Origin of the sequence: Niallia sp. FSL W8-0954 (assembly GCF_038005605.1) — a bacterium.
Lineage (GTDB): Bacteria > Bacillota > Bacilli > Bacillales > Cytobacillaceae > Niallia > Niallia circulans_A.
Genome location: NZ_JBBOTN010000001.1, coordinates 1,262,420 through 1,285,545, shown reverse-complemented (window position 1 = coordinate 1,285,545; position 23,126 = coordinate 1,262,420). Strand labels below are relative to the sequence as shown.

The window sequence follows — 23,126 nt, the reverse complement described above, 5'->3', positions numbered from 1 at the left end:
AAAAAACAATTCTAGTAGCTTGTTAAAAGAAAAATAACTAACGGACTATTTTCTCATTTATTAAGCGGATTTGCTATTCCATGAAATAGATGTAATTCAAAACTCGATGCGATTTCCTCTGTAGTAAGCGGTGGATGATGTTTCTCCCACTCAAAAATGAGCGCTAAGTATACTTTAATAATAATAAAGGATGTCAGCTCTGGATTCTGTGTGTGAATTTCTCCTTTATCTACTGCTTCTTGTACACGTGTTTTCATATAATTTAAGATCGCATTTTCTAAATGGCTAATTACTTCTTTTACTTCCAGCGTACCAATTTCACGCTGTTCTTGAAAAAGCTTAACCGTCAGATGATGCTCTTTGCGGTATTCAAGCATATTCATCACTGCACGATGGGCATTTTCCATAAACGTAGAAGAAGAATCAAATGACTCATCAGCTCTTTCCTTCATTTCTGTAATTAAATCATTAACTATTTCAAAAAAGAGCTCCTCCTTATTCTTAAAAAAAGTATAAATCGTTCCTTTACCTACATTTGCAATTTTAGCAACATGATCCATAGTTGTTGCTTTATAACCAAACATAGAAAATGATTTAGTCGCCGCTTCTAAAATAAGCTTCCTACGGTCAACAGCCAAATATTCCACCTCTTTCTTTCCATGCGAATAAAGATAGTCTCTCCAGTTATGTAGAATAAATTTTATCTCCATCCATTTATTCGCCATTACAGCTTAATTATTGATTTATCAAAAAAACTGACTAAAATAACATTTCGGTCAGTTAGTACAAAAAAGAATATATCACAGAGTTAAACTCGTTGCAACAAAAGAAACCAAGTGATTTTCGAAAAAATCACTTGGTTCCGTTTACAACATAATAGCATCAACAAAAAATAATTTTGAGGCATTTTATCCTTTAATTGGCACTGCAATTTCTTTTAAAACCACTGTCGCTAATGCATCAATAAATTCCGGCTGAGCATTTGGCATTTTTGGTCGATAATAGCTTGCTCCAACTTCTTCTGTCACAACAAGGCACTCATAATCATTGTCATATAAGACTTCTAAATGTTCCGCTACAAATCCTACTGGCACATATACAAATGCTTTATATCCATATTTTGCATGTAAATCTCTTGTTAAATCCTGAACATCTGGACCAAGCCAAGGATCTGGTGTATTCCCCGCACTTTGCCAGCCTAGATAATAAGTAGAAATACCTGCTCCCTTTGCAATTAACTCTGCTGTATCCTTTAATTGGTCTGGATATGGATCTCCATATTGAAGGATTTTTTCTGGTAAACTATGTGCAGAGACAATTAACGCTGCATTCTCTCGTTCTTCTTGCGACATTTTAGCGTAGGTCTCTTTTAATTGATTAACCCAATAGCTAATAAATTTTGGCTCCTTATACCAGCTTTCAATACTATGAATGGTTAAGCCGCCTAATTTTTTTGCTTCTTCTTTTGCACGATTATTATATGCCTTAATACTGAAGGTAGAGTAATGAGGGGCTAACACAATACTCACTGCCTCTTTGATTCCATCTTCATGCATCATCTTTACTGCATCTTCTACAAATGGCTCAATATGCTTTAATCCTATATACATTTTAAATTCAATATCGTCTTGTATTTCATTAAGATGCGCTTCTAGTCCCTTTGCTTGTTCCATCGTAATTTTTGCTAATGGAGAGATTCCTCCAATTGCTTCATAGCGACTCTTTAAATCATGAAGCATTTCATCTGTCGGCTTTCTTCCATGTCTAATATCTGTATAATATCTTTCAATATCTTCTTCCTTATATGGTGTTCCATATGCCATAACAAGAAGGCCCATTTTTTTTCGACTCATTTTTCATTACCTCATTTCATTGTATTATTTTGTATTTTTTTAACTTTAGCTATCCTTAATATATCTTTTATTTGCGCGCACGCTTACTTAGTAAGTCACCGGAATATTCATGAATAAAACCAGTCAATTTTTTCAACACAGCTGGATCTACATCTGGGAACACACCATGTCCTAAATTAAAGATAAAGCCTGGCTGTTCTATTCCCTGTTCAATGATTTGTTTCGCTCTTTCCTCAATAACACTCCATGGTGCAAGAAGGACTGCGGGATCTAGATTTCCTTGGACAGCTTTAGTTATTCCCATTTTCCTTGCATCTGATATAGGTAAGCGCCAATCTAAGCCAACTACATCCAAGGAAAGCTCATTCCATTCAAGTGCCAAATGACTCGCCCCGACTCCGTGCATAATGAAGGGAACATTTTCACTCTCCAGCTCAGAAAAAATTCTATGCATAACAGGCTTTATAAATAAGCGGTAGTCCTCCACATTTAATGCGCCTACCCATGAATCGAAAATTTGAATCGCACTAGCACCTGCATTAATTTGCGCCTTCACATAAGTAACCACCATATCACCAAGCTTTTCCATTAAAGCATGCCAAGCGTCTGGTTTAGCATACATAAACGCTTTTGTCTTATGATAGTTTTTGGATGGTCCACCTTCAATCATGTAACTAGCAAGAGTAAAAGGAGCACCGGAAAAGCCTATCAACGGAACATTTAATTGCTCGGTTGTAAGCAGTCTTATCGTGTCAAGGACATATTTAATATCTTGCTCAGGATGTAACATACCAAGTCTTGTAATATCCTCCATTGACCGAATAGGATTCTCTATCACAGGTCCGATTCCTGATTTTATTTCCACATCTACCCCAATGGCAGGCAGTGGTGTCATAATATCTTTATATAATACTGCAGCATCGACATCATACTGATCAACCGGTAATTTCGTAACATAAGCACATAGCTCTGGCTGATGCGTTATTTCAAATAAAGAATATTTCTCTTTAATTGCTCGGTATTCAGGCTGCGAACGACCTGCCTGTCGCATATACCATACCGGAACATATTCAGTGGGCTGTCCTTTTGCCGCTTTAATAAATGTATCTTTCATCTGTTTATTCATCCTTTTGATGTCCACCTTTCAAAGGTATGTATTTCATTCTATATAGTGATCAATGTTATTTATAATAATTATTAAGTTATAATATTTATAAATAATATGCAAGTAAAAAGTTTTTAAACTAATTTTTTATGTTTCTTTCCAAGTTATTACCATCCCAATAAAAAGGAATGCCTGTCCTAGACATTCCATTCTTTTTTCCTTACTATATGTAAAAATATTCATTCTCAATCATGCATATATTTCAATAATATATCTTTTTTACTATCTTTGCATAGATAACTTATCACTTTGTCACAATTTAGACATTTTTTACCCAAAAATAAAGGAGATTACACCTCTTATGAATTATGTGGTAGCGCACACAAAAAGTTAAATCATAAGAACATAAGGGAAAAGCTTTGAATGAAACCAGCTATCTCGAATAACATGGTTTGTTAATGTTAATATAAACAAATAAGAGTATTTCATTAGTTATGGGTAATTTAAGAGGATCTATCGTAACTTTCCCCTTTCTATTGTATGCTTTATATATCCTTATAACTTGGAGGGAGATTAGTGAATATTTATCTTACTAGCGGAACCTATGATTATTTAGGGAAGAAATACGAAAATAAATTTTCGACTGAAACCTTGTTATTAATGCAGGAAGAAGCCAGCGATCGGGCGATACTACTACACGAAAGTCAAGCTCCTTCTTTCTTCCAAGAACCAAGAAGCTATGACATTTTATTCAGTTATGGAATGTTAGAAAATAAAGGATTTATTACCATGAATCATATTCCAGTAAGTGAAGAAAATAAACCTGTTTTCGAACATAAGATGATGAAATACTTCACATCTATCGCAAACAAAGCAATGACAGCTATTCGCTTCCTTCGCCCTGCCAAAGGAGACACATATATCCTCTTTTGTCTATGGGAAGAAAAAGCGAATTATATAAAATGGAAACAGCAAGAAGCAAATGCAGAAGCTCCTATTGGTAAAAGTAATGAAAAAAGCTGGAATAGTTCCCAGCATTCTATCTTTAATGGAAAACCGTATTTCGTACAATTAACAATTCCAGATGAAGAAAAAGCGTAATTAATCCAGTAGCCACCTGAACTTATGACTATCTTGTTTTAATAATGCCATTTCTATTGGCATATACAGCAGCTTGGGTTCGGTCGGCTACTGCTAATTTCGATAAAATATTGCTTACATGTGTTTTTACTGTTTTGATTCCAATATATAGTTCTTCACTAATGGCCTGATTAGTCATTCCTTCTCCAATGCACATTAATACTTCTAATTCTCTTTCTGTTAAATCATCATGTGGTTTTCTTTCTGTTGCTCGCAATTTTTTCACCATCACGTTAGCAACCTTTGGCTCAATCACTGCTTCGCCACTATAAGCTTTATTAATTGCCCGTACAACCTCTGTAGCACTTGCTGTTTTTAATAAATAACTAAATGCGCCTGCTTCTATTGCCGGAATAACTTGTGCTTCATCATAGAAGCTTGTGATAATGATAACTTTGCAGCTAGGATACCCCTTTAAAATATCCTTTGTCGCTTCGATACCATTCCCATTGTCCATTAATAAATCCATTAACACAATATCCGGCTTCTCCTTGAGTACAAGCTGAACTGCCGTCTGACCACTATTTGCCTCTCCTACAATATGAATATTTGGTTCTGTCATTAAATAAGAAATAATTCCTTTTCTCACCATTTCATGATCATCAACCACTACCACTCTAATCATTTTCCCACCCCTTTGTTGGCACTCTAATATCAATATAGGTACCTTCCCCAATTTTTGATCGAAGTTCCATCACACCACCAATTTCCTCACAGCGCTCTCTCATTGTCTTTAACCCATATGATGCAATCCTCTCTATCGTCGGATCAAAGCCTTTGCCATTATCACTTATATGTAGAGAAGCATATTCACCTCGCTCTTCCAAAATGATTCTTACTTTATCTGCATGGGAATGACGAAGCACATTGGATAAAGCCTCTTGAACAATGCGAAAAAGATGTTCCTGCCCAGCCGTAGATAGACCATCTATTTCATCGATGCTTGCAGAAAAATGAAGCATTGTTTTTCCTTTCAGCTCTTGAATAAGTTTGATTATGCCATCACACAACGTATCATTGCTTAATTCAATTGGTCTTAGATGAAGCAATAATGCACGCATTTCCCCTTGCGCCTTGCCTGCAATCGAAACAATCTCCTGTAACTGTTGCTTTGCTAAAGCAGGATCCTGGTCAAAAATTTTATATGCAGCAGAAGACATCATATTTAATGCAAATAATTGCTGACTAACAACATCATGTAAATCTCTTGCCAGTCGTTGTCTTTCTTCTATTACTGCAGCATTGTGGGCTGTTTGTCCAAGCGTTGTTTTTTCATTTGCTAATCTCTGCAAAGAATGAATTTGCTCTTGTTGATAATCAGCAAGTTGATTAAGTTCTTCTTTTACATCATAAACATACTCACTTGATGCAAGCAGCATTTTTTGCGGTATTTTTCCTCTCCTTAAAGACGATATAAACCAAAATATTTCATCTAATTGTTTCTTTATTTTGCCGCTCCATTTAAAGGCAAAATAAAAACCCACCAATGTTATCAGAAAAAAACAGTTGACAGCAAAAATAATATTCCCTATCCTAGACGTTACAAAATTCGGAAATAAATAGATACTAATAAATAGCAGCAAAGAAATACTCAAACTTGTTAAAACGATATTTCGATAATATCCATAACGACTAATTGTCTGTCTCATGTTTCCCCCTTATACCTTTTGCACTGTAATATCGCCTATATCAAGCAAAATATTTAGCTTTATTTTTTTTATTGCCTCTTCATAATAGGCAGATTTATGCTCTAAAGTATTTCCAATTCCTTCCTTAACCGACTGAAGAATTCGTACTTCTCCAATTTTCACTTCGGCATGAACATAAATGGCTAGATCATCTGGAACAATAATTTTCACATCACCAATCCTCGCATGGATAAACAGCTCGGTTTCTCCTTCAGGAATAAAAGCTTTGCTAAAATCAATATAGACATCCCCTAACCCATGAGAAATCTCCATCGGTTCGACAGCCCAATTATCTGTATTATATTTAACATCTCCCATGAGGTTGGATTTCTTTGTATAACTTTTTCCACCACTGTCATCCTCAAAAGTGAACTTAGGTTTGATGAGTCCAAGTGCCATTAAAATAAGAATTAATGGCCATAACTTCCAAAAGTCAATAAATCTAAATTCTAATACTTGAAAACGATCCAAAAGGAGAAGAGTAGCGAAAGTAAGAATAAATAAAGTGAAAAATAAATTACTTTTTTGCTTTAATGTTATTTGATAGAGAGAAAGCAGCCCATAAACAAGCAGCAAAAACGGATATATTATGACAAATAATTTTTTTATTTCCAAGGAAATGACACCAATATTAACAAGTAATAAAATTACTCCTACAATAAGTAAACTAATTGAAAACATTATTTTGGAGATTGATTTTCTCAAAAACTCCCCTTCTTTCCTAGACATCTAAATATAGAATTGTTGTGTAATTCTAAAAAATAGTGCTCTTTCAACTACAAATCTATTGTACTACCATTATGTAATTTTTTGTTCCTTCTTTCGATGTTTTTTTCTCCATCTTAAGAAGGAGTCTTTGGCCAATTTTTCTTCCATGAGTTTTAGATCAGCTCCTTCCTCCCATTCCAAGGCTATGAAGTGAAACACACTATATTTTAAAAAGGAACCAATCACCTTTTACCTATAACCACATAATCTGTATTAACCGAATAGTGATAGATGCCTATAGCATCATTGACTTCAAATCGGGAAAGGAGCTGGATTTATTTGGGGATCGAATTAACGGCACTTCATTGGATATATGTACTTTTTATTGTCTTTATCATCGGCTTTATGGTAATCAGAAGAGATACTACCTTTATTTGTATCGTTGGAATCTTTCTATTAGCGATAACAGCGACCGGATCCTTAAGTACCTCGATTAGCAGTATTTTCAATAGTTTCATCTTTGCCATTACAGAATTGTTACCTACTATTGCTGTCATCTCTATTATTGTGGCAATGAGTAGAATTTTGACGAAAACTGGTATTAACGATGTAATGATTTCTCCCTTTTCCAAACTTATTCGTTCACCTGGACTCGCTTATTGGACGATCGGAATAGTAATGATGCTCATTTCTTTCTTTTTCTGGCCATCCCCCGCAGTAGCATTGATTGGTGCTGTTCTCTTACCAGTAGCTTTACGGGTTGGTCTGCCAGGAATTGCCGTTGCAATGGCGATGAATTTGTTCGGCCATGGAATTGCCTTATCAGGAGATTTTATCATCCAAGCTGCACCGAAACTTACAGCAGATGCTGCCGGCATACCTGTCGAAGACGTCATGCATGCAAGTATTCCCCTTGTGATTGTTATGGGGGTTGTGACAACTATTACTGCGTTCTATTTTATTAAACGCGATATGAAAAGAGGAACACTGACTTTTGCAACTGGAGTCACCTCTATTAATAAATCAGATATTCTTCCCCAAGTAAATAAATTACTACTGAGTAATACACAAAAGAAACTGTTCGCCATCCTAATTCCCATTCTCTATATTCTTGACGTTGCAGCCATGTTTTTATTAGATTTACAAGGGGGAGATGCTACCGCGCTGGTTGGTGGAACGTCCATTTTTATTCTTCTTTTAATAACATTAGTAAGCTATAAAAATAAAGGCTTGGAAAAAACAACGACTTATTTGATCGAAGGATTCCAATTTGGTTTTAAAGTATTTGGACCGGTTATTCCAATCGCTGCCTTCTTCTATTTAGGTGACTCTGGTTTTAGTACAATTATCGGAGACTTTCTACCAAAAGAATCCCACGGAATCGTCAATGATCTCGGTGTTGCTCTTGCTTCCACTGTTCCATTAACGAAAGAAATTGGCGCCGTTACGCTTACAGCTGTAGGAGTTATTACCGGCTTAGATGGTTCTGGCTTCTCCGGCATTTCATTAGCGGGTTCTATTGCCGGTCTGTTTGCCCATGCAATTGGTAGTGGAATAAGCACATTAACTGCTTTAGGGCAAATTGCTGCCATATGGGTTGGAGGCGGAACTCCAACACCGATAAAAGACATTTTATAAATTAGAAATCCTTTTTATTAATTATATAGCACTACCAATCTGTTTCAAGACATTTAATATCAATGGAGATATCTGAATCAATACATAACCTAAGCCTGCGTTTTGGATTGTACTCCAAGCCTTCTCACTGTTCCCTAGCATAAAGAAGAAACAACCACCTACAATAATTACGCTCGCTACTGGAAATGATAAAGCAACAAGAACATCAACTAATGGATCCAATGCATGGGCCAATGTAGACAATGCCTGTTCTCCCATCCATTCTTTAGCGCCAACTGGAATAGCTTCAGGAGTAGCAGCAAAGGCTGGTTTAGCTAACAACAATGGAATAGTAATAGATGTACCTACTCTTCTTATAACCTTGCCTACACTAGATTTTTTCTTTTCTTTCACTTGATCTTCTTTATATTTGCGACTCATAAAGTCGTTAAAAGCGATAGTCTCCATTAGAATCTCTCCCTTATTTGATTTCATCAATCATATAGACAGCACAAGGCAATTCCTTACACAATTCTTTTAATTGTTTTTTGCGTAACTGAGTCGTAGTAAGCCATATTAAAGGTGGAAAATAGCCGAAGTGTTTTGCTAGATGTCCAGCTGTGTACAAGGCTTTATAGTTATTTACTTTCACTCTGTTCTCTTTCATTTTTTGCAACGAATCCACTTCTAAGAAATGATATTTTCCTCCTGCTTTAAACCAGGTATCAGTTATTAAAGTTGTGATACCATCACTTATTTTCACTTCATTAGTCCATTCAGTTGGTTTTTTAGCAAATATATAAAAGTAATTTCTAAGGATAGTGTGATTAACAAAAGGGTTCTTTCTACGTACCTTGTTAGAGTTCACATATGCCCTTCCTTCGCTGTTTAAATAATAAATGGTGGAATACTCTTCCCGGAATGATTCTAAGTATGGAGATAGTTCTTTTAGGATTCTGTTAGTGTTTCGTACTTTCCCTAGATTGTGGATGATTTGCAGCTGATCACGATTAAGAAAGTCCAGTTTTTTCAATGACAATAGTATTGCTTCTTGTCGGCTGTTTAGAGGTTTCAATCTTCTTGCCTCCTTTTTCTATGATGTGTGGATTAATTGTGGATTGAATTTCATTTGGAGTAATTAATGGTGTTTGAACGATGACTCTTTTATCTGCTGTTTGATATATTGCACGACCTTTTATTTGTGGCAATTGTTCTGCTCCTGTTTCGTCTAACACAACTCTTGAAGCTGTGGAAGACTGTACACGAAAGCATAGTTTTGCATCACTATTTTGTTTGCATTGTCTTGGGATAACGTCGCCTGTTGGATACTGCGTTGCTAATACTAGCCTAAAACCAAGTCCAGCTCCCAGCCTTGATATTTGACTCATATACTTTTGGCATTGTTTCTTTAATTCTTTTTCTTCACGATCCACTGCTTCTTCTGGATTCAATTCCCCAACTTCATCAATGAAGATAAAATGCCTTTTTGATATCCCAGCTTCTTGTATATTCTTTTTCCCTATCTCTCTTACCCTCTGCTGCATCTTCCTCATTTCGTTATAAGCATTCTCTAATATATCCCTAGCTTCTTCCGGCTCATATGCGATTGATACTGTCTGTTTAATTTTTTCATAGTCACACAGTTCCACCCCGCCTTTTAAGTCCACAAGATGTAGTTTGACATGATTCGGCTGCTGTTTAATTAGAGACGTAATTATTCCGTTAATAAGATTCGATTTACCGTACCTAGTAGCTCCACCTAATACAAAGTGTGGAATCTTTTCAAAATCATGAAGGATATATTTATTCTTTTCTCTCATAATTCCTATTGGTACTTCCCATGCTTTGCCTTCGAACATATCCACTAATTTTGGCATTGGCTCGTTATATACTCTGACAACTAACATACCATCATAAGCGAGCTCTATTTCCTTCCTGTCAGCGAGTTTTTTTTGATATAGGCTTCTTATATTCGAAAGTATTTTCGAGTCTAATTTGAGCGCTTTTAGGTCTCTTAATTGAAGCTTTACTGAACGTGTATTTAATCCTGCTTCAATTGATTTTTGCTTAGATAAATAATCTTCGAAACTTCTACCTAGTGGAATACGATAGCGATATTCTGTACCCCATTCGTAATTACGTTTCTTCACTAATTGAGTGGTTAAAGTCTGTTTACCATCCTTCACATTAAGACCTGAAAGAGCAAAAATTTTATTTAGTTTTTTAGAGTCGTTACTCAATCCGTTCTTTGACAAGTGAGCTTGAAAGGCAAGCCCTCCCATGATAGCTGTTGTGATCACTTCAAAAATCAAGTTGGTTTCCTCCTTCCTGCGCCACCTCTTTATAGATTCTTTAGAATCTATCCCATCTATCTAGCATTCAAAATAATAGCTTTAAAGAAAGATATAATAGTATCTGGCATATTCCCGAACGAGCTACTAGGGTGGTAATTCATTTGGTATAGTAAATGGTATGGGATTTGGAATACTATTATGCCTGTCTATCACAAAATAGTTGTAAAATTATTACTCACTATATTGTTAAAGGATTTCTCATCTACTTGTGGAAAGTAATTAATAGGTGATGAATATGTTGATATGTAAGGTTGGAGAGAAAATAGACAAATCTCCTTTCAAAAACGAATATGTTATGTCATATATGGAGATATCAAGAAATACCTTGTCCAATTGGAGAAACGGAAAAGTATATCCCCCTACTCCAAAGTTATTTAAATTAGCTAAATTATTGAATGTTAAAGTCGATGAACTATATGAATGGAAAGACGAATAATCTTATGTCTATTTTTGTCGAATCCATGGAAAGAAATTTATACTAACTGTACAATACAGGTATAAATATAGTGGGGGAATGTAAATGAGTTACACTTTTAAGAAGCCAAACACAACTGTAGAATTAACCGATGATGGTGTAATTTTCAAAAGAGGAAAGAATGATTTAATGATACATAAGGCATTGCGTGGAGATACTAAAGTGTTATATAGTCAAATCCAAGAAATCAAATTTAAAGAAGCTTCTTTAACTTCAAATGGCTATCTTCAATTATCAACTCCAAGAAGTTCTATGGTGGGGATTTTAAGAACAGTAGATCAACCACAAAATGCTGTTAAGTTTAAGAGAAATCAAAATGAAGAAGCTTTAAAGTTAAAATCTGAAATAGAAGCAAGAATGAAAAATCAAAGTTCTAAATCTGATCTCGGTTCTCTTAAAGAATTGAAATCCTTGTTAGATGAGGGAATTATTACTCAAGAGGAATTTGATCTAAAGAAAAAGCAAATCCTAAATATATAAAGAAATTGCCCAACTCATTAGAGAAGGGCTTTTTTTAAAGGAGATAATTATGCAAATACATATCGCTATATATTACACTACTCACTATCCTGGATTAGGTTCAAACAACAGTTTACAACGTGGCAATTATGAAGTAGATTCTTTTGAATATGAAGTAAACCCAGATGCAGAAGCAGCAAGAGTTGCTAAGATTGCTTGTGACAAATTGATTAGAGATAACGTTAATAAGGTCACTCTTAGAAAGATAATTTATAATGAGACAAATGATATTACTGAAAAGGTTCGAGAACTTTATATAAAAAGAAAATAAGCCCTACTCAATTAAGAGCAGGGCTTATAATAATCACTTTACTCTAATTTTTTGTTTTGGATAAATAAGGTTTTTGTTTTTGATACTTGGATTTAACGCCAAAATAGAAGCTACTGATGTTTTATATTCCTTAGCAATCTTAGTAAGATTATCATTGTTTTTTACAACATAATATTCTGGATTAGTTGCTTTAGCAGAAGTTTCAGAAGGATTAATCCAGCTACCTGGCACCCCTTTTTTAGTTGTGACGTTAATCATTCCTTGAGATTCATTAAAGACATAGTATTTACCTTTTGGTACAGTTGTCTTTTTATTTTTCTTATACTTAGCATCGTTAGCAGTAGCATAACCATTATGTTGTTTAGTTACTTGATAAGTTTTTACTGTCGCTGTTTTAGACTTTACTTCTTTTTTCACTTCTTTTTTCGTCTCTTTTTTAGTTTCACTAACAGATTTAGCAGCAAAATCTTTGTAAGAATAGTTCAGGTCTACTCTTCCATCAATACCATTTACTTCTCCATCACTTGTGTACTGCCATAATGAGTATTCTCCACCATACGTACATTTAGGCCCCCATTGGGCAACCCATTTGTCATATTTGTCTAACTTACTGTTATTTAGTTGATTATCTAACCAGCTTAAGCTTGCATACAAAGTAACTTTGTAACCTTCTTTTTCTAAGGCACTTAAAAAGGTTTCACAAATATCAACTAATGTAGAATTACTAGGCATTCCATTTTTCTTTTTATATCCGTCTGCATCTTCCATATCAAATGCGATTGGATAAGTTGGTTTCTTCCCTTTTAGCAAGCGCTTTGCATGTTCTACTTCGCTTTTTGCATCGTTAACATTTAATGCATAACTATATAAATATGCTCCCCAAGGTATACCTAAACGGTCACACTCACTAACATTTCGTTCAAATTCTTTATCATCTTGTGATGAAATATCACTACCAATCCCCATCCGGATCATTGCAAATTTAACTCCATCAGCTTTAACTTTTGCCCAGTCTGGTTTACCGTTATGAGTTGATACATCAATACCTAAAATTTTCGTCATTTTTACTTCACTCTCCATTTTTTTATTTTTTATAAAAGAAAAAGAGCAGCTATTAAGCTACTCATTTGATTTGTCTAGTGCTGTTGATTTAGCAAAATAAAAAGACACAATAGTTACTATCACAGTTTGTATAAAATCTGTTTGTAGTACATTTTTAAGTGACAAGATTATAAACAAAATTATCACAGACAACGCAATAATCTTACGCACTTCTAGTAAGGCGCTTAGTTTCTTTTTCACAGTTCCCCCCCCTATCTAGCTAATAATTTTTCCAGCAATAAATAAAAAAGCCCTCCGCTTCCTGCAAGGACTCCTGCTATTTTCCATATTTGCTGTTGTGTATATGTCTTATTGTTCCTAGATGATTTACGGTCTTCCTTATCCTCTTCTAAGACATGATCGAGTAGCTTTTGCACTAAACCTTGTTGTTTCCCAGATTCCTTTAAAACAGTGTTTTCAGTAGCTAATAACTGTGTTTTAATTTCTTGATTTAGCTTTTCTTGTTCCTTCTGATAATCTTCAAGTGCTTTTATCCTTCCTTCGTGATCATCAACTATCTCTTCCAATGTAGGCACCTCTGTTAGCATTTTCCCATCCCCCTTTTCTCTCTGTAATCATGGACTCACCTCCTTGAATGAAATAAAAAATAGTACCCTAGATGGGTACTATTAGATATAAATTTTGTTTTCTATAACAACCGTGCCTTCAACTAAACATTCAATAAAAGTATCTTGTCCTATTGTTTGTCCGCTAAAATATCTCCTAGCTATCTCTCTTATATTTTCAAGAGATTGTCTATTATAATCCATCCATTTCATATCCACTTTATGAATTATTCCATCTGTAATTTTAACTCTATAAATAAACTCTTTATTAAACTCCTTTAAATATTTCTTAGCAAGCTCTATACTGTCAACGACATATATACACTTTAATCTAGAAGGTATTTTAGGGAAAGATTGTACCCTTTCCTCTTCAATTATCATTTCTTTTAGATACTGAGAATAGTTTAAATCGTTAAACATAAAATATCGGCTATCTTGTATGATTTGTCCATATTTAGCTTCTAATATCGAACCAATTTTAAGATCGTCTCTAGACACATGAAAGTACTCTTCACTCATAACACCACTCCCTTGCAACATTATTCGACACTAGGGAGTTATTTCCTTCTTTCAGTTAATGTGCTTACTTCACAATTCTTAAAATACTTTTTTGAAATCCGTTAGTTCCTCATTTTCAAACATATATACAGGCAATACACTAGGCTGCCCATTATTCCAATACATTCTAACTACATTAATTTTAAACTTCTTAGAATAACTTTCAATAATAGTTTCGTATACAGGTGGAAAATCAACTCCTAAAATAATAGCTACTAAAGAATCCTTATAATGAACATATTCAAATTCACTATTTTCATCAGAAACGAGAACCCAACGGTATTCACATTCATCCTTCCAATCTAACATTTTTTCAAAATATAGTTCCTGATAATTTTCTTTAACTTGTTTTTTAATAAATTTTTCATATCCTAATGATTTTAATTCATCATAATCTACATGAAATGGATTTATTGAAAACTTGCCATATCTAACTGCGCCTTGATAAATGTCTCCTTTCGGTGAAAGGTTATCATCAATAATTTTTGCTAGCTTAGATTTATCAAACATTAAACACAAACCTTTATGATTACCACCATATTGAGCCCACATTCTAGGGTGTAAATATCCTCTAGTCATGAACTCCATTTCATTAAAATCTAGATTGTCCTTTGTAAAACATAGTACCTTAGTTTTCATTTTTAAATTAGAATGGAATTTTTCTTGAATTTCATTAAACCCTATATAATCTAATTTATCCCTAGAATATGAAACATTAAAATTCCATTTTTTACTTTCTCTTGGATCATTCATATTTGAGTATGAATTAATTCTTAAAGTTCTTTGAGGTAATATATACTCTAATGCTGTTGTGTATGAAGTGAAATGATATAGATATTTATCAGGATCCACTTTTCCAAACATTTTGTTATTTCTCCTTTTTTTGTAAGTTTCCCTCAATTCTATCACAAAATTAAATTTTTTTATTATTACTAAGTAAACTAATCAATTACATCCTCTGCATCCTTAAATTCAGCTAAATCTTTAAGATGAATATAACCACTTTTAATTATATCACCTGAAGTAAAGGGAAAATTATATGAACGCGTAAACAACAAAGGAAATCCAGTCAAATAAGATTCTCGGGAGGCATATGCATAAACATTATAAGTTACATTTTCTTTATTACCTTGAAAATAAGAAATATTGTAATACACAGTTGGAGCAACTAGACCATTATCCATTTGAACATTTCTTTTTAACAATCCCATCGTATAATCTCCTTTCTAAGGTAAATTAATAACGTTTCTATTTAATTTTGCTTCTGCACCTTCAAAGGTAACCCACTGGTCCCCACTTTGAGGAGGAATTAATGTTTCAATTTTTACATTTCCATTAATATCAAGCATTAATGATCCGCCCCCACCACGAGTTCCAACATCTAAAAACGTTGCAGTTGCCAAAGATATAGGTAACGTAAATATAGTTGTACCTGTAGTAAGGATACCTGCTTTTATTACTCCTCTAAATTTAATGGAGCCATTTTCAAACCAGTATCCGGGTGATCTAAATCCACTTGGAACAAACCAGCCGTTTTGTAAAGATCCTGCCAAAGATATTGGTTCAGTTTGTGCAAAAAGTAGCTTCATTGCCCTCGGAAAAATTGTTTCATAAATAATATCTGCTATCCAAATATTCATTATTTCTTTTGGATGTATTGAGCTTGCCCCATCATATGCGCTATCCATGTAATCATAAGCATTACGACTTGACTGTAAATAAGCATAAGTATCAATAAATACGCACTGGAATTCTCTAGCAAGTCGTTTTAGTCCATTTACCATACTTTCATACCACACCTCACCGCGACCGTGTTCATGATCACTAGTTGTATTAGGCATCATTAGAACTACCGACATTTGAGCGTAAGTTTTGGTTTGACGAATTTTTTCTAACCCAGCCCTCATATTTTTCATAAAATCATCTAAATCAGAGCCTTTTTCTGGATCGTTAATCCCCCATCTTATGACCATCATGTCTGCATTTACTGCTAAGTCTCCGTCAAGATAATCATTAATCCAATCCCATGATGTTTTACCAGGCTGACCTCGATTGACAGTCATTACATTATAAAATCCATCATTGGTTGCTAATGTTTGTATAAGTTCATTTATTTTATACCCATTTATAAATCCTGTATTAGCAGTTGTAGAATCTCCACTAAAACAGATGGATACACTACTACCAGCAGCAATACGACGGTGAAAATAAGATAAATATTCTTGTCCAAATACTAATCTATTGTATTTATCCGCGTAAGAGTTATATAAATACCCATCACTTTCTCTTATAATTTTTAGAGTATTTGAAGAATCAAAGCCTTTTGGCGCTTCTATACTTGTAACCACAGCCTTCCCATTACCAAGTAACTTTTTCCCTGTCGCTATGGCTTCATTAATATAACCCGTATCATTTGTAGAGCCATCTATTTTAGCTCCTAATGCTTTAGGATAAACTCCAGCCTCTCCCAACTGTTCGTTAACTTTTTTATTTTCATCATCTAACCTTCTGCCAACGGTCGTCCAACTTTCCCCAGTATTAGCATTTACATGTGCAGCAACTATTTCGGCAGATGATGGATCTTCTAATGTCATATTTTCTATCTGTTCATCGAATTGCTTTTCTAACACATCTTGTCTAACTTTAGTTTTCTCGCTTAATTCTTTCGCTTCAGTAGATACTACACTTGATATTTCCTCGGCTCTTGCCATAGCTTCTCGTGTGTCTATACCATGCTGTTTTTCTCTAACTTGCTTTGTATAATTAGAAACTCGTGGATCTACTTTGCTTTTATTGTAATCAATTTTACTAGGTGATACAGGGGTCGGATCTCTATATGCCATTTATTGCCCTCCTTCTTCTAACTTTGTAACTCTTTCTACTAAAGTATCTAAATTAACTGGGGATGAAACAGTAATTAAATCTAATTTATCCTTTAACACATCTAAATCAATCGAGTTTAAAAGTTTAATTAAATCTAATTTGCTTTTATCAGAAGCACTCATAAGGCCATCTGTTGTACTTGTAGCTAATTGGTATTGTGGTATGTCAGCAATTGCTTGTTCAATGTCATTAATAGCATCTAATAAGTCGCTTACAGATCGATTAATTGATGTAATATCTTCGTCCGTGATATTTTCATAACTTTCTAATCGTTCTTGCGTTTGCTGTAGCATTTCTTTTGTTGAATTCAATTCTTCCTTAGTTAAAGATAATTCAGTCGAAATTGAGCCTATTCTGTTTGTTTGTTGAGATACTGCATTTTGAAGTTCTGCAACTTTAGATTGTGCTTTATTTGCTTCACTCTGATATTGATAAAGAGTTTTGAACTTATCTCCAATTGTTAAAGAAGAGTTTTCAACTTCGTTTATATCGATGGAATTCCCTACAATTCTTAGACGCTCATCAATTGCCATTATGGGATTAATGACAGGATGAGTATTACCAACCACAAAACTATCAATATCCAATCCAATCAAAGACAGATCAATAGCTGATATTTGATATTGATTGAGTGAAGTCTTTTGATTAGCAAACCATTCTTTTCCTTTTGACAATAAATTACTAGCAATTGTTACATCATCCCAAATAACCGAACCACCTTGTATTCCAAATTCAGCAACGAGAGCAGGATTATCTATATAGGGTTTACCGCCATTGACAGATTCAATGGTCAATCTGGCTTCACTAGCATCTGTCGCTCCTTCTTCCTTGGACTCAATACGAGTTCCAAGTGGAGTTAAACGAGTTATTATAGTCGATGGATCCACATCTCTAGTCATAGTAAGTAAATTCTTCGCAATTTTAATTTCTGTATTGCTGTCTACACCTATTTTCACAAGCCAATCCAAATAGCGAACCCCATTTTCCTTTCGGACTTGAAGTTCGCCACCAACATTATCAATTAATTTTTCTTTTATTGTGTCATAAGTATCTTTTTCAGCAGATAAGTAGAGATATAGATTATTTGTTGAATTGGTTACTGTTACTTCTCCAACCTCAAAACGTTTATATTCTTCTACTTGCTGATTATGATAACTGATTATCGACTGTAAGAGCTGCTTTGGTGTTCCTCTAAACTCTAAATGACGTTGCTGAGAATCATGTAAATAGGCTAATTCTCCTTCACATTCATAAAAAGTAATAATTAGTCCATTGGGGTCCATCTGTTCACTAGGTCCCAACACGCGTCCTTCAAATTCATATTTACCTGTCTTTATATTTAATACATTGACTAACGTTCTTAATGGCTTCATTTTTCCATATCCAGGATTATTTAAGTGAAATGAAAAAATGAAGGAATCTATAGCATTAATCGCTTTTTTTATTATTCCTGAAGGTAGTTTCAGTTCATTTACAACAGGAGAATGAATGACTGTTTCTTTACCGTCATTAATAATCGTAACCTTATACAATCAAATCAACTCCTTGTAAAATTTAAAAGATATCTTACCATTTCCAGTGATATTAATTACATTTTCACCGCTTTTGAGTACCAATTCACTACTTTTTGTAACACCAGCATTAATTGTATAAGTAGTTCCTTCTTTAACCAATTTCATTTGACTAGATGATATTATTTCCGGCACTACTTCTGGTGTACCATTATTAATCAATGTGACTAATAATGTTCCTGTTACTGTAAAGTCCACTTGTTGAGAGACATCTAATTCAAAATTAAACTCATCCCAAATATCGTGTCCTTCTGATAGATCTGCAATCATAAACGGATATGCCTTAAATGTTACTGAAAGAGTACCTGTTTCAAAGTCATCCACAAAACTTGCTTCACTTTCTACCTCAGCCAAAAAATAATAACCTGGAATATCGTCATCATATAGCCTTTGTTTTCCGTTGCTATTCATAAGCCAATTTATCAACTTAGTTTTTTGAAATTCCATGGCTTGATGTGTCCAGTTACCTTCTTTTAGAACATTGAAACCATATTTCAACATTCTTGATGAATAAGTTTGCGAGCCATAAACTTCACTAAAATCATATTCAACATTAGAAAAGGGAACCTTCACTAAGATTTTTTCTTTGCTTGGAAAACCTATTTCCCTTTCATCAATTGGCATAGTGTAGCCCATATCAGTATATGAATGTTTTCCATTAAACTTAATACCATACATCTATGCCAACCCTCTTTCTATTTTTCTAATTTGTATACCGCCTTCTGCATCTGTATATGGACCAATTACTTGAGCAAATGTTCTACCGTCTATTTGGAAAATAATTGGTCTATTATCCCCTCTAGATTGTTGCATTGTGGCAGCGATCCCTTTACCGATTGCTCCTAATGTTTCCTCGTTTAAAGGTAAAACTCCCTCTGGATCTCTTTCTCCAGCTCCTTGTAATTGTCCGTTATTCTCACCAAATATAGTTGGACGAGTGAAGATACCACCTTTCGCATTCCATTTAACGCTTAATTTAGGCACTCCCTGTTCTATCCAATCTAGTGGGTTTTTACTTCCGCTTACCGAGAATCTTGGCATTTTAATCGAAGGTAACTTCCAATTAAAATTGAAAAAACTTTTCATTTTCTCTACAGCTGTTTTAACTGCATCACGTGCAGCATGAATTGGAGATAGTATTTTTTCTTTTGTTGTCTTCATAATTTCTGCTGCTCGATCACGGAGATTGTTAAACTTGTTAATTGCTCCATTTTTTAGCTCTTCCACTTTATTAGTAAAACCTGTTTTCATTTCGACTGCTTTTTTAATACCGTTTCTTGCAAATGAAGCAATCATTTCGATTCCTTTATTCTTCAAATCTGTTACTTTTTGAATTGATTTATCTTTTAGTTCGTTAAATTTATTTACCGTACCCTCTTTTATTTCTGTAAACTTTTCAGAAAAATTCTTAGCGAGTTTGGAAGTTCCATCTGAAAGCCATCCGGTGAACTGGTCCCATTTATCGCCTAACCAATCGGTTATTTCTCCCCAGTTTTTGATTACAAGAATAACACCAGCGATAGCAGCAGCCACACCAACTACTATTCCTATAATAGGTAACAATGCAATTTCCAGTGCGCTCACTGCTACAACAACACCTAAGATCAGTGGAGCTAAAACAGCTGCTACCGTAATAATTCCACCAAAAACAACAATGAAGTTTTGTACTGGTCCAGGTAGCTTTTCAAACCATTCCCCCATTTTCGCTAATCCGTCTATTACTGGAGTTATATTATCAACAAGTATTTGTCCAATTGGCACCATAGAAGATTGCAATTCACGTAATGAGGACTCCCATTCTTCTCCCGGGCTTTTTTTGGCCATATCTTCCGCTTTACCTGTTGCATCCACCATAGCATCACCAATACCTAAAATGGATACAGTACCGCGAATCCCGAGATCTTCGAATTGGGTTCCAAGAGCTGTTAGAGCTTCCTGTTGTTTAGAGGAATCCATTTTTTGAATATCTTTTTGGATACTATTCATTACATCGGTCATGGTAACTTCGCCTTTTTCCCACTTTTTAAAAAGGTCAGCAGTTCCTTTAGAAAACATATCAATCTTATCTTTAAAAGAACCATCCCCAAAACGGATTTGCATTTCTTTAATAGCATCGGCTGCTTTGTCGGCATTCATGGCACCACCGTCTAAGCCTTCTTTTATCGCATCTAGCATTTGTTCACCGCTGAATTGTGCATCTGCAAATAATGGGGAATATTCGTTAATGGTGTCTAAGAAGTCTCCTGATTTATTTAAGTTATTTTGATATCCATATGCAATTAAATCCATTGCTTCTTCGCCACTATAACCAAATTCCGACATTAATTTTTGTGCAGCAACAACATTTTCTTGTACATCTGTTCCTGTGCGCTTTGCGATAGTTACAATACTATTCGTCAATTTTTCTAATTCAGTATTGTTTAGATCCTTAAAAGACTTGCCTACTAAACTAACAGCTTCGGCTGCTTCATCAACAGAACCAACTACACCATTTCTGAACACATTTTCTACAATTTCATTCAGTTCTTCAGCACGATCTGCTGTAACACCTAAATTTGCTTGCAAAAACGTCTGAGAATCTCCAAATTCTAACGCTGTTTCGAAGGCTGCCTTTTGTAAATCTAAGAGTTTGTCAGTAACTCCTTGTAACATTTGAGTTGCTTCCATCATATTGTTAAGGTCCATCTTTTGCCCTAAGGACTCTAAGCTTTCTCCTACATCATCACTACTGTCTTCGACTCTATCTAACTGTGTACTAAAGTTTCGAAGAGTAGTCTTGGCATCATTTAGTTTTGTCTCTAACTGCATTACTTCAATGGAATTTTCTCCATAGGCCTTTTTAGCTTGCTCTAATTGCTTTTCGAGATTGTTGATTACTCTGTCAGTTAATTCCGTTTGTTCTCTTAATTGTTTTTGGGCAAGTTCTAACTTTTCAGCTTCACTGGCATTATCACCCAACTCAGACCGTTGCAATTTAAAAGAACTTGTCAAAGCTTTTTGCTCTGCTTCTAATAATTTGTTTTCATCTTTTAAATCCTCTATTTTACTTTTCGCATCTCTCGCTTCAATTGCTTGATCAGACAAACCAGCATTTACACGATCCAATGAAGTACGCAAACTATTTTCTGCTTTTTCGGCATCTAACAATTTGTTGTACATTTTAGTTAGTTCTTCGGTTGTGGTATTTGTATCATTTGCCATTCTTTCATACTCATCACGAAGTAATCTTGTACGTTTTGAAGCACCTTCCATTTGGATTTCAAGCTTCTTCTTTTCTGCTCTTAATTTATCTGTTTCAGAAGCATCACGGCCCATTGCTGCAATATGATTTCTGTATTCTTTAGCTGCTGTATTCATAACCGAATTTATTTGCTTAAGAGTTTGAGCATATTGTATTTGACCATCCATCTTAAAATTAAGAACAACATCACGTTCACGATCAGCCATATTCTCACCTCACTTTTTACAGGTATGGAGTCTGATCTAATGTATAAACCTGTTTTTCTTTAACTAATGCATCTGGATTGTTGAATCGTAAAAATAAAATGAATTGTTTAAGAAGATGGTTAGGAGTGATATTCCAAAATGTATCCATATCTAAATTAAGTAACGTATTACCAACAAAAAAATAAAAATCCCAATCTAATTCAGACTGAGATTCATCATTTTTTGTTAGTATGTTCGTTACTTTTTTTCAGTTTTAATCTTCTCCATATCTTCCGTTTGGAAATTTTGTCTGTTAAAGATATCTAACACCGTTTGAAATATTCCTTCTAAGTCCGCAATAGGAATGGAGTTTTCTAATTCATATGGAGTACAATCTGTTCCGCCGCTTTTCACCATTGCATATATAAGTGAATACATCAATTTTGTTTCTTTTTTACCGAGAACTACAGTACCTGTAGTTAACATTTTATGAATATCTTTTTCGAATATATGATATGCCTTTCCGTATGCTTCCTCTACAAAAGGAAATGACTTCATTGTAAAAATAACAGGGATACTTACTCCCTGTATTTTTATTTCATCCCTGTTGATATTGACATTTACTAAATCACTTAATCTAGCCAACTATTATTCACCTCCATCTATTGGGGCAGAGCTACCTAATGTAGCTAATTGCGCTTGGGAAGTTATAACTTGTTTCATAAAGTCTTCTGCTGTTACTCCAGTTGCAGAATCACGAGCACTATTAAAATCAACTTTTGTTACATCATTGAACAATAATGGGGTTGCAGTCATAACAAGTTGTTGAGTAGGAATTGTGGTTTCATCATTCTTTGTTGTATAAGATTCATCATTCGTTGTTACCTGGCATTTAGGATACCAGCGAGCGATTTTAGAACCATCATTAAGGGGTGCAATAAATCCAATAGCAAAATAAGGTAGTTCAATTAAAGCGGCAGTTTCAAATACCACACCTTTTTCAGCTGTTTTCCCATTCATTTTATCAGCAACTTCAACTGGGATAGCAGTATGATCTAAAGTCAATGTGAATTGACCATTCTTTGTAACGTTCACAAAAATCTTATTACTAGCCCATTTTCTAGCTGTTGTAGGTGCACCAGCTATTCCGATTGTTTCAATAGTTGGAAGGCTATAAATAAGCTCGTCATATGTTGGAGCAACATCAGCAGTATCCTTTCCATCTGTCATAAATGCAATAAAAAGATTTTCAACACCAACTGGGTATAACATTTCTTTAGCTTTTGGCATT

The 23,126-nt window shown here is 34.5% G+C and carries 26 protein-coding genes; 5 read left to right on the top strand and 21 right to left on the bottom strand.

The window, feature by feature from the left end; all coding sequences use genetic code 11:
* Window positions 1-53: 53 nt before the first annotated feature.
* From NX902_RS06425 to hemE, 3 genes are all read right to left on the bottom strand, one after another.
* Window positions 54-638 carry a TetR/AcrR family transcriptional regulator gene (locus NX902_RS06425; RefSeq protein WP_123259082.1) on the bottom strand — a complete coding sequence of 195 codons (585 nt, stop codon included), beginning with the start codon at window positions 636-638 and terminating at the stop codon, window positions 54-56.
* A 270-nt stretch (window positions 639-908) separates the two neighbouring features.
* Window positions 909-1,853, bottom strand: coding sequence for a ferrochelatase (hemH, locus tag NX902_RS06420; RefSeq protein ID WP_095330094.1), 945 nt, complete (start codon window positions 1,851-1,853; stop codon window positions 909-911).
* Between the two features lie 67 nt (window positions 1,854-1,920).
* Window positions 1,921-2,979, bottom strand: coding sequence for a uroporphyrinogen decarboxylase (gene hemE / locus NX902_RS06415; protein WP_123257220.1), 1,059 nt, complete (start codon window positions 2,977-2,979; stop codon window positions 1,921-1,923).
* Window positions 2,980-3,534: 555 nt separating this feature from the next.
* Between hemE and NX902_RS06410 the strand changes: the two genes are divergently transcribed.
* Window positions 3,535-4,059: an antibiotic biosynthesis monooxygenase gene (locus NX902_RS06410; protein ID WP_095330096.1), complete on the top strand. Its 525-nt coding sequence runs from the start codon at window positions 3,535-3,537 to the stop codon at window positions 4,057-4,059.
* Window positions 4,060-4,087: 28 nt separating this feature from the next.
* On the opposite strand, the gene NX902_RS06405 is transcribed toward NX902_RS06410, so the two are convergent.
* Genes NX902_RS06405 through liaF form a run of 3 tightly spaced genes read right to left on the bottom strand, consistent with a single transcriptional unit; the run spans window position 4,088 to window position 6,467 of the window.
* Window positions 4,088-4,723: a response regulator gene (locus NX902_RS06405; protein ID WP_095330097.1), complete on the bottom strand. Its 636-nt coding sequence runs from the start codon at window positions 4,721-4,723 to the stop codon at window positions 4,088-4,090.
* A complete protein-coding gene (locus NX902_RS06400; RefSeq protein ID WP_095330098.1) occupies window positions 4,716-5,747 on the bottom strand; it encodes a sensor histidine kinase in 1,032 nt (343 codons plus the stop codon). The genes NX902_RS06405 and NX902_RS06400 overlap by 8 nt, the downstream gene beginning before the upstream one ends.
* 9 nt (window positions 5,748-5,756) lie before the next feature.
* Window positions 5,757-6,467 (bottom strand): cell wall-active antibiotics response protein LiaF, encoded by a 711-nt coding sequence (gene liaF / locus NX902_RS06395; protein ID WP_341160658.1) that lies wholly within the window; start codon window positions 6,465-6,467, stop codon window positions 5,757-5,759.
* A gap of 366 nt (window positions 6,468-6,833) precedes the next feature.
* Here liaF and NX902_RS06390 point away from each other — a divergent pair, with 366 nt between their 5' ends.
* Window positions 6,834-8,132, top strand: coding sequence for a hypothetical protein (locus NX902_RS06390; RefSeq protein ID WP_341160657.1), 1,299 nt, complete (start codon window positions 6,834-6,836; stop codon window positions 8,130-8,132).
* Between the two features lie 21 nt (window positions 8,133-8,153).
* Here NX902_RS06390 and NX902_RS06385 read toward each other — a convergent pair whose 3' ends face one another.
* The 3 genes from NX902_RS06385 to NX902_RS06375 are packed head-to-tail and all read right to left on the bottom strand — an operon-like array spanning window position 8,154 to window position 10,423.
* Window positions 8,154-8,579 (bottom strand): hypothetical protein, encoded by a 426-nt coding sequence (locus tag NX902_RS06385; RefSeq protein WP_341160656.1) that lies wholly within the window; start codon window positions 8,577-8,579, stop codon window positions 8,154-8,156.
* Window positions 8,580-8,592: 13 nt separating this feature from the next.
* Window positions 8,593-9,144 carry a replication-relaxation family protein gene (locus NX902_RS06380; RefSeq protein WP_341161074.1) on the bottom strand — a complete coding sequence of 184 codons (552 nt, stop codon included), beginning with the start codon at window positions 9,142-9,144 and terminating at the stop codon, window positions 8,593-8,595.
* Window positions 9,122-10,423, bottom strand: a complete 1,302-nt coding sequence (locus NX902_RS06375; protein WP_341160655.1) for an FtsK/SpoIIIE domain-containing protein — start codon at window positions 10,421-10,423, stop codon at window positions 9,122-9,124. Before NX902_RS06375 ends, NX902_RS06380 begins: the two co-directional genes overlap by 23 nt.
* Window positions 10,424-10,760: 337 nt before the next feature.
* Here NX902_RS06375 and NX902_RS06370 point away from each other — a divergent pair, with 337 nt between their 5' ends.
* The 3 genes from NX902_RS06370 to NX902_RS06360 all read left to right on the top strand — a co-directional run bounded on the left by NX902_RS06370 (window position 10,761) and on the right by NX902_RS06360 (window position 11,730).
* On the top strand, window positions 10,761-10,901 hold the full coding sequence (locus tag NX902_RS06370) for a helix-turn-helix domain-containing protein (RefSeq protein ID WP_341160654.1): 141 nt from the start codon (window positions 10,761-10,763) through the stop codon (window positions 10,899-10,901).
* An 84-nt stretch (window positions 10,902-10,985) separates the two neighbouring features.
* Entirely contained in the window at window positions 10,986-11,420 is a 435-nt protein-coding gene (locus NX902_RS06365; RefSeq protein WP_341160653.1) for an SHOCT domain-containing protein, read from the top strand.
* A gap of 49 nt (window positions 11,421-11,469) precedes the next feature.
* A complete protein-coding gene (locus NX902_RS06360) occupies window positions 11,470-11,730 on the top strand; it encodes a hypothetical protein (protein WP_341160652.1) in 261 nt (86 codons plus the stop codon).
* Window positions 11,731-11,763: 33 nt separating this feature from the next.
* Here the strand turns inward: NX902_RS06360 and NX902_RS06355 are convergent, their stop codons facing one another.
* From NX902_RS06355 to NX902_RS06300, 12 genes are all read right to left on the bottom strand, one after another.
* A complete protein-coding gene (locus tag NX902_RS06355) occupies window positions 11,764-12,792 on the bottom strand; it encodes a GH25 family lysozyme (protein WP_341160651.1) in 1,029 nt (342 codons plus the stop codon).
* Between the two features lie 57 nt (window positions 12,793-12,849).
* Window positions 12,850-13,032, bottom strand: a complete 183-nt coding sequence (locus NX902_RS06350) for a hypothetical protein (protein ID WP_341160650.1) — start codon at window positions 13,030-13,032, stop codon at window positions 12,850-12,852.
* An 11-nt stretch (window positions 13,033-13,043) separates the two neighbouring features.
* Window positions 13,044-13,379, bottom strand: coding sequence for a hypothetical protein (locus NX902_RS06345; protein WP_341160649.1), 336 nt, complete (start codon window positions 13,377-13,379; stop codon window positions 13,044-13,046).
* Between the two features lie 81 nt (window positions 13,380-13,460).
* A complete protein-coding gene (locus NX902_RS06340) occupies window positions 13,461-13,916 on the bottom strand; it encodes a DUF2441 domain-containing protein (RefSeq protein WP_341160648.1) in 456 nt (151 codons plus the stop codon).
* 78 nt (window positions 13,917-13,994) lie between these two features.
* Window positions 13,995-14,819, bottom strand: a complete 825-nt coding sequence (locus tag NX902_RS06335; protein WP_341160647.1) for a DUF2971 domain-containing protein — start codon at window positions 14,817-14,819, stop codon at window positions 13,995-13,997.
* 77 nt (window positions 14,820-14,896) lie between these two features.
* Window positions 14,897-15,166, bottom strand: coding sequence for a hypothetical protein (locus tag NX902_RS06330; RefSeq protein ID WP_341160646.1), 270 nt, complete (start codon window positions 15,164-15,166; stop codon window positions 14,897-14,899).
* Between the two features lie 15 nt (window positions 15,167-15,181).
* A complete protein-coding gene (locus NX902_RS06325) occupies window positions 15,182-16,798 on the bottom strand; it encodes an SGNH/GDSL hydrolase family protein (RefSeq protein WP_341160645.1) in 1,617 nt (538 codons plus the stop codon).
* Window positions 16,799-18,370 carry a phage tail spike protein gene (locus tag NX902_RS06320; RefSeq protein WP_341160644.1) on the bottom strand — a complete coding sequence of 524 codons (1,572 nt, stop codon included), beginning with the start codon at window positions 18,368-18,370 and terminating at the stop codon, window positions 16,799-16,801.
* Window positions 18,371-19,087 (bottom strand): phage tail protein, encoded by a 717-nt coding sequence (locus tag NX902_RS06315; protein ID WP_341160643.1) that lies wholly within the window; start codon window positions 19,085-19,087, stop codon window positions 18,371-18,373.
* Window positions 19,088-21,856, bottom strand: a complete 2,769-nt coding sequence (locus NX902_RS06310; protein ID WP_341160642.1) for a phage tail tape measure protein — start codon at window positions 21,854-21,856, stop codon at window positions 19,088-19,090.
* Between the two features lie 237 nt (window positions 21,857-22,093).
* Window positions 22,094-22,480 carry a hypothetical protein gene (locus NX902_RS06305; protein ID WP_047942516.1) on the bottom strand — a complete coding sequence of 129 codons (387 nt, stop codon included), beginning with the start codon at window positions 22,478-22,480 and terminating at the stop codon, window positions 22,094-22,096.
* Between the two features lie 3 nt (window positions 22,481-22,483).
* Complete coding sequence (locus NX902_RS06300) at window positions 22,484-23,125, bottom strand: major tail protein (RefSeq protein ID WP_341160641.1); 642 nt, start codon at window positions 23,123-23,125, stop codon at window positions 22,484-22,486.
* Window position 23,126: the final 1 nt, after the last annotated feature.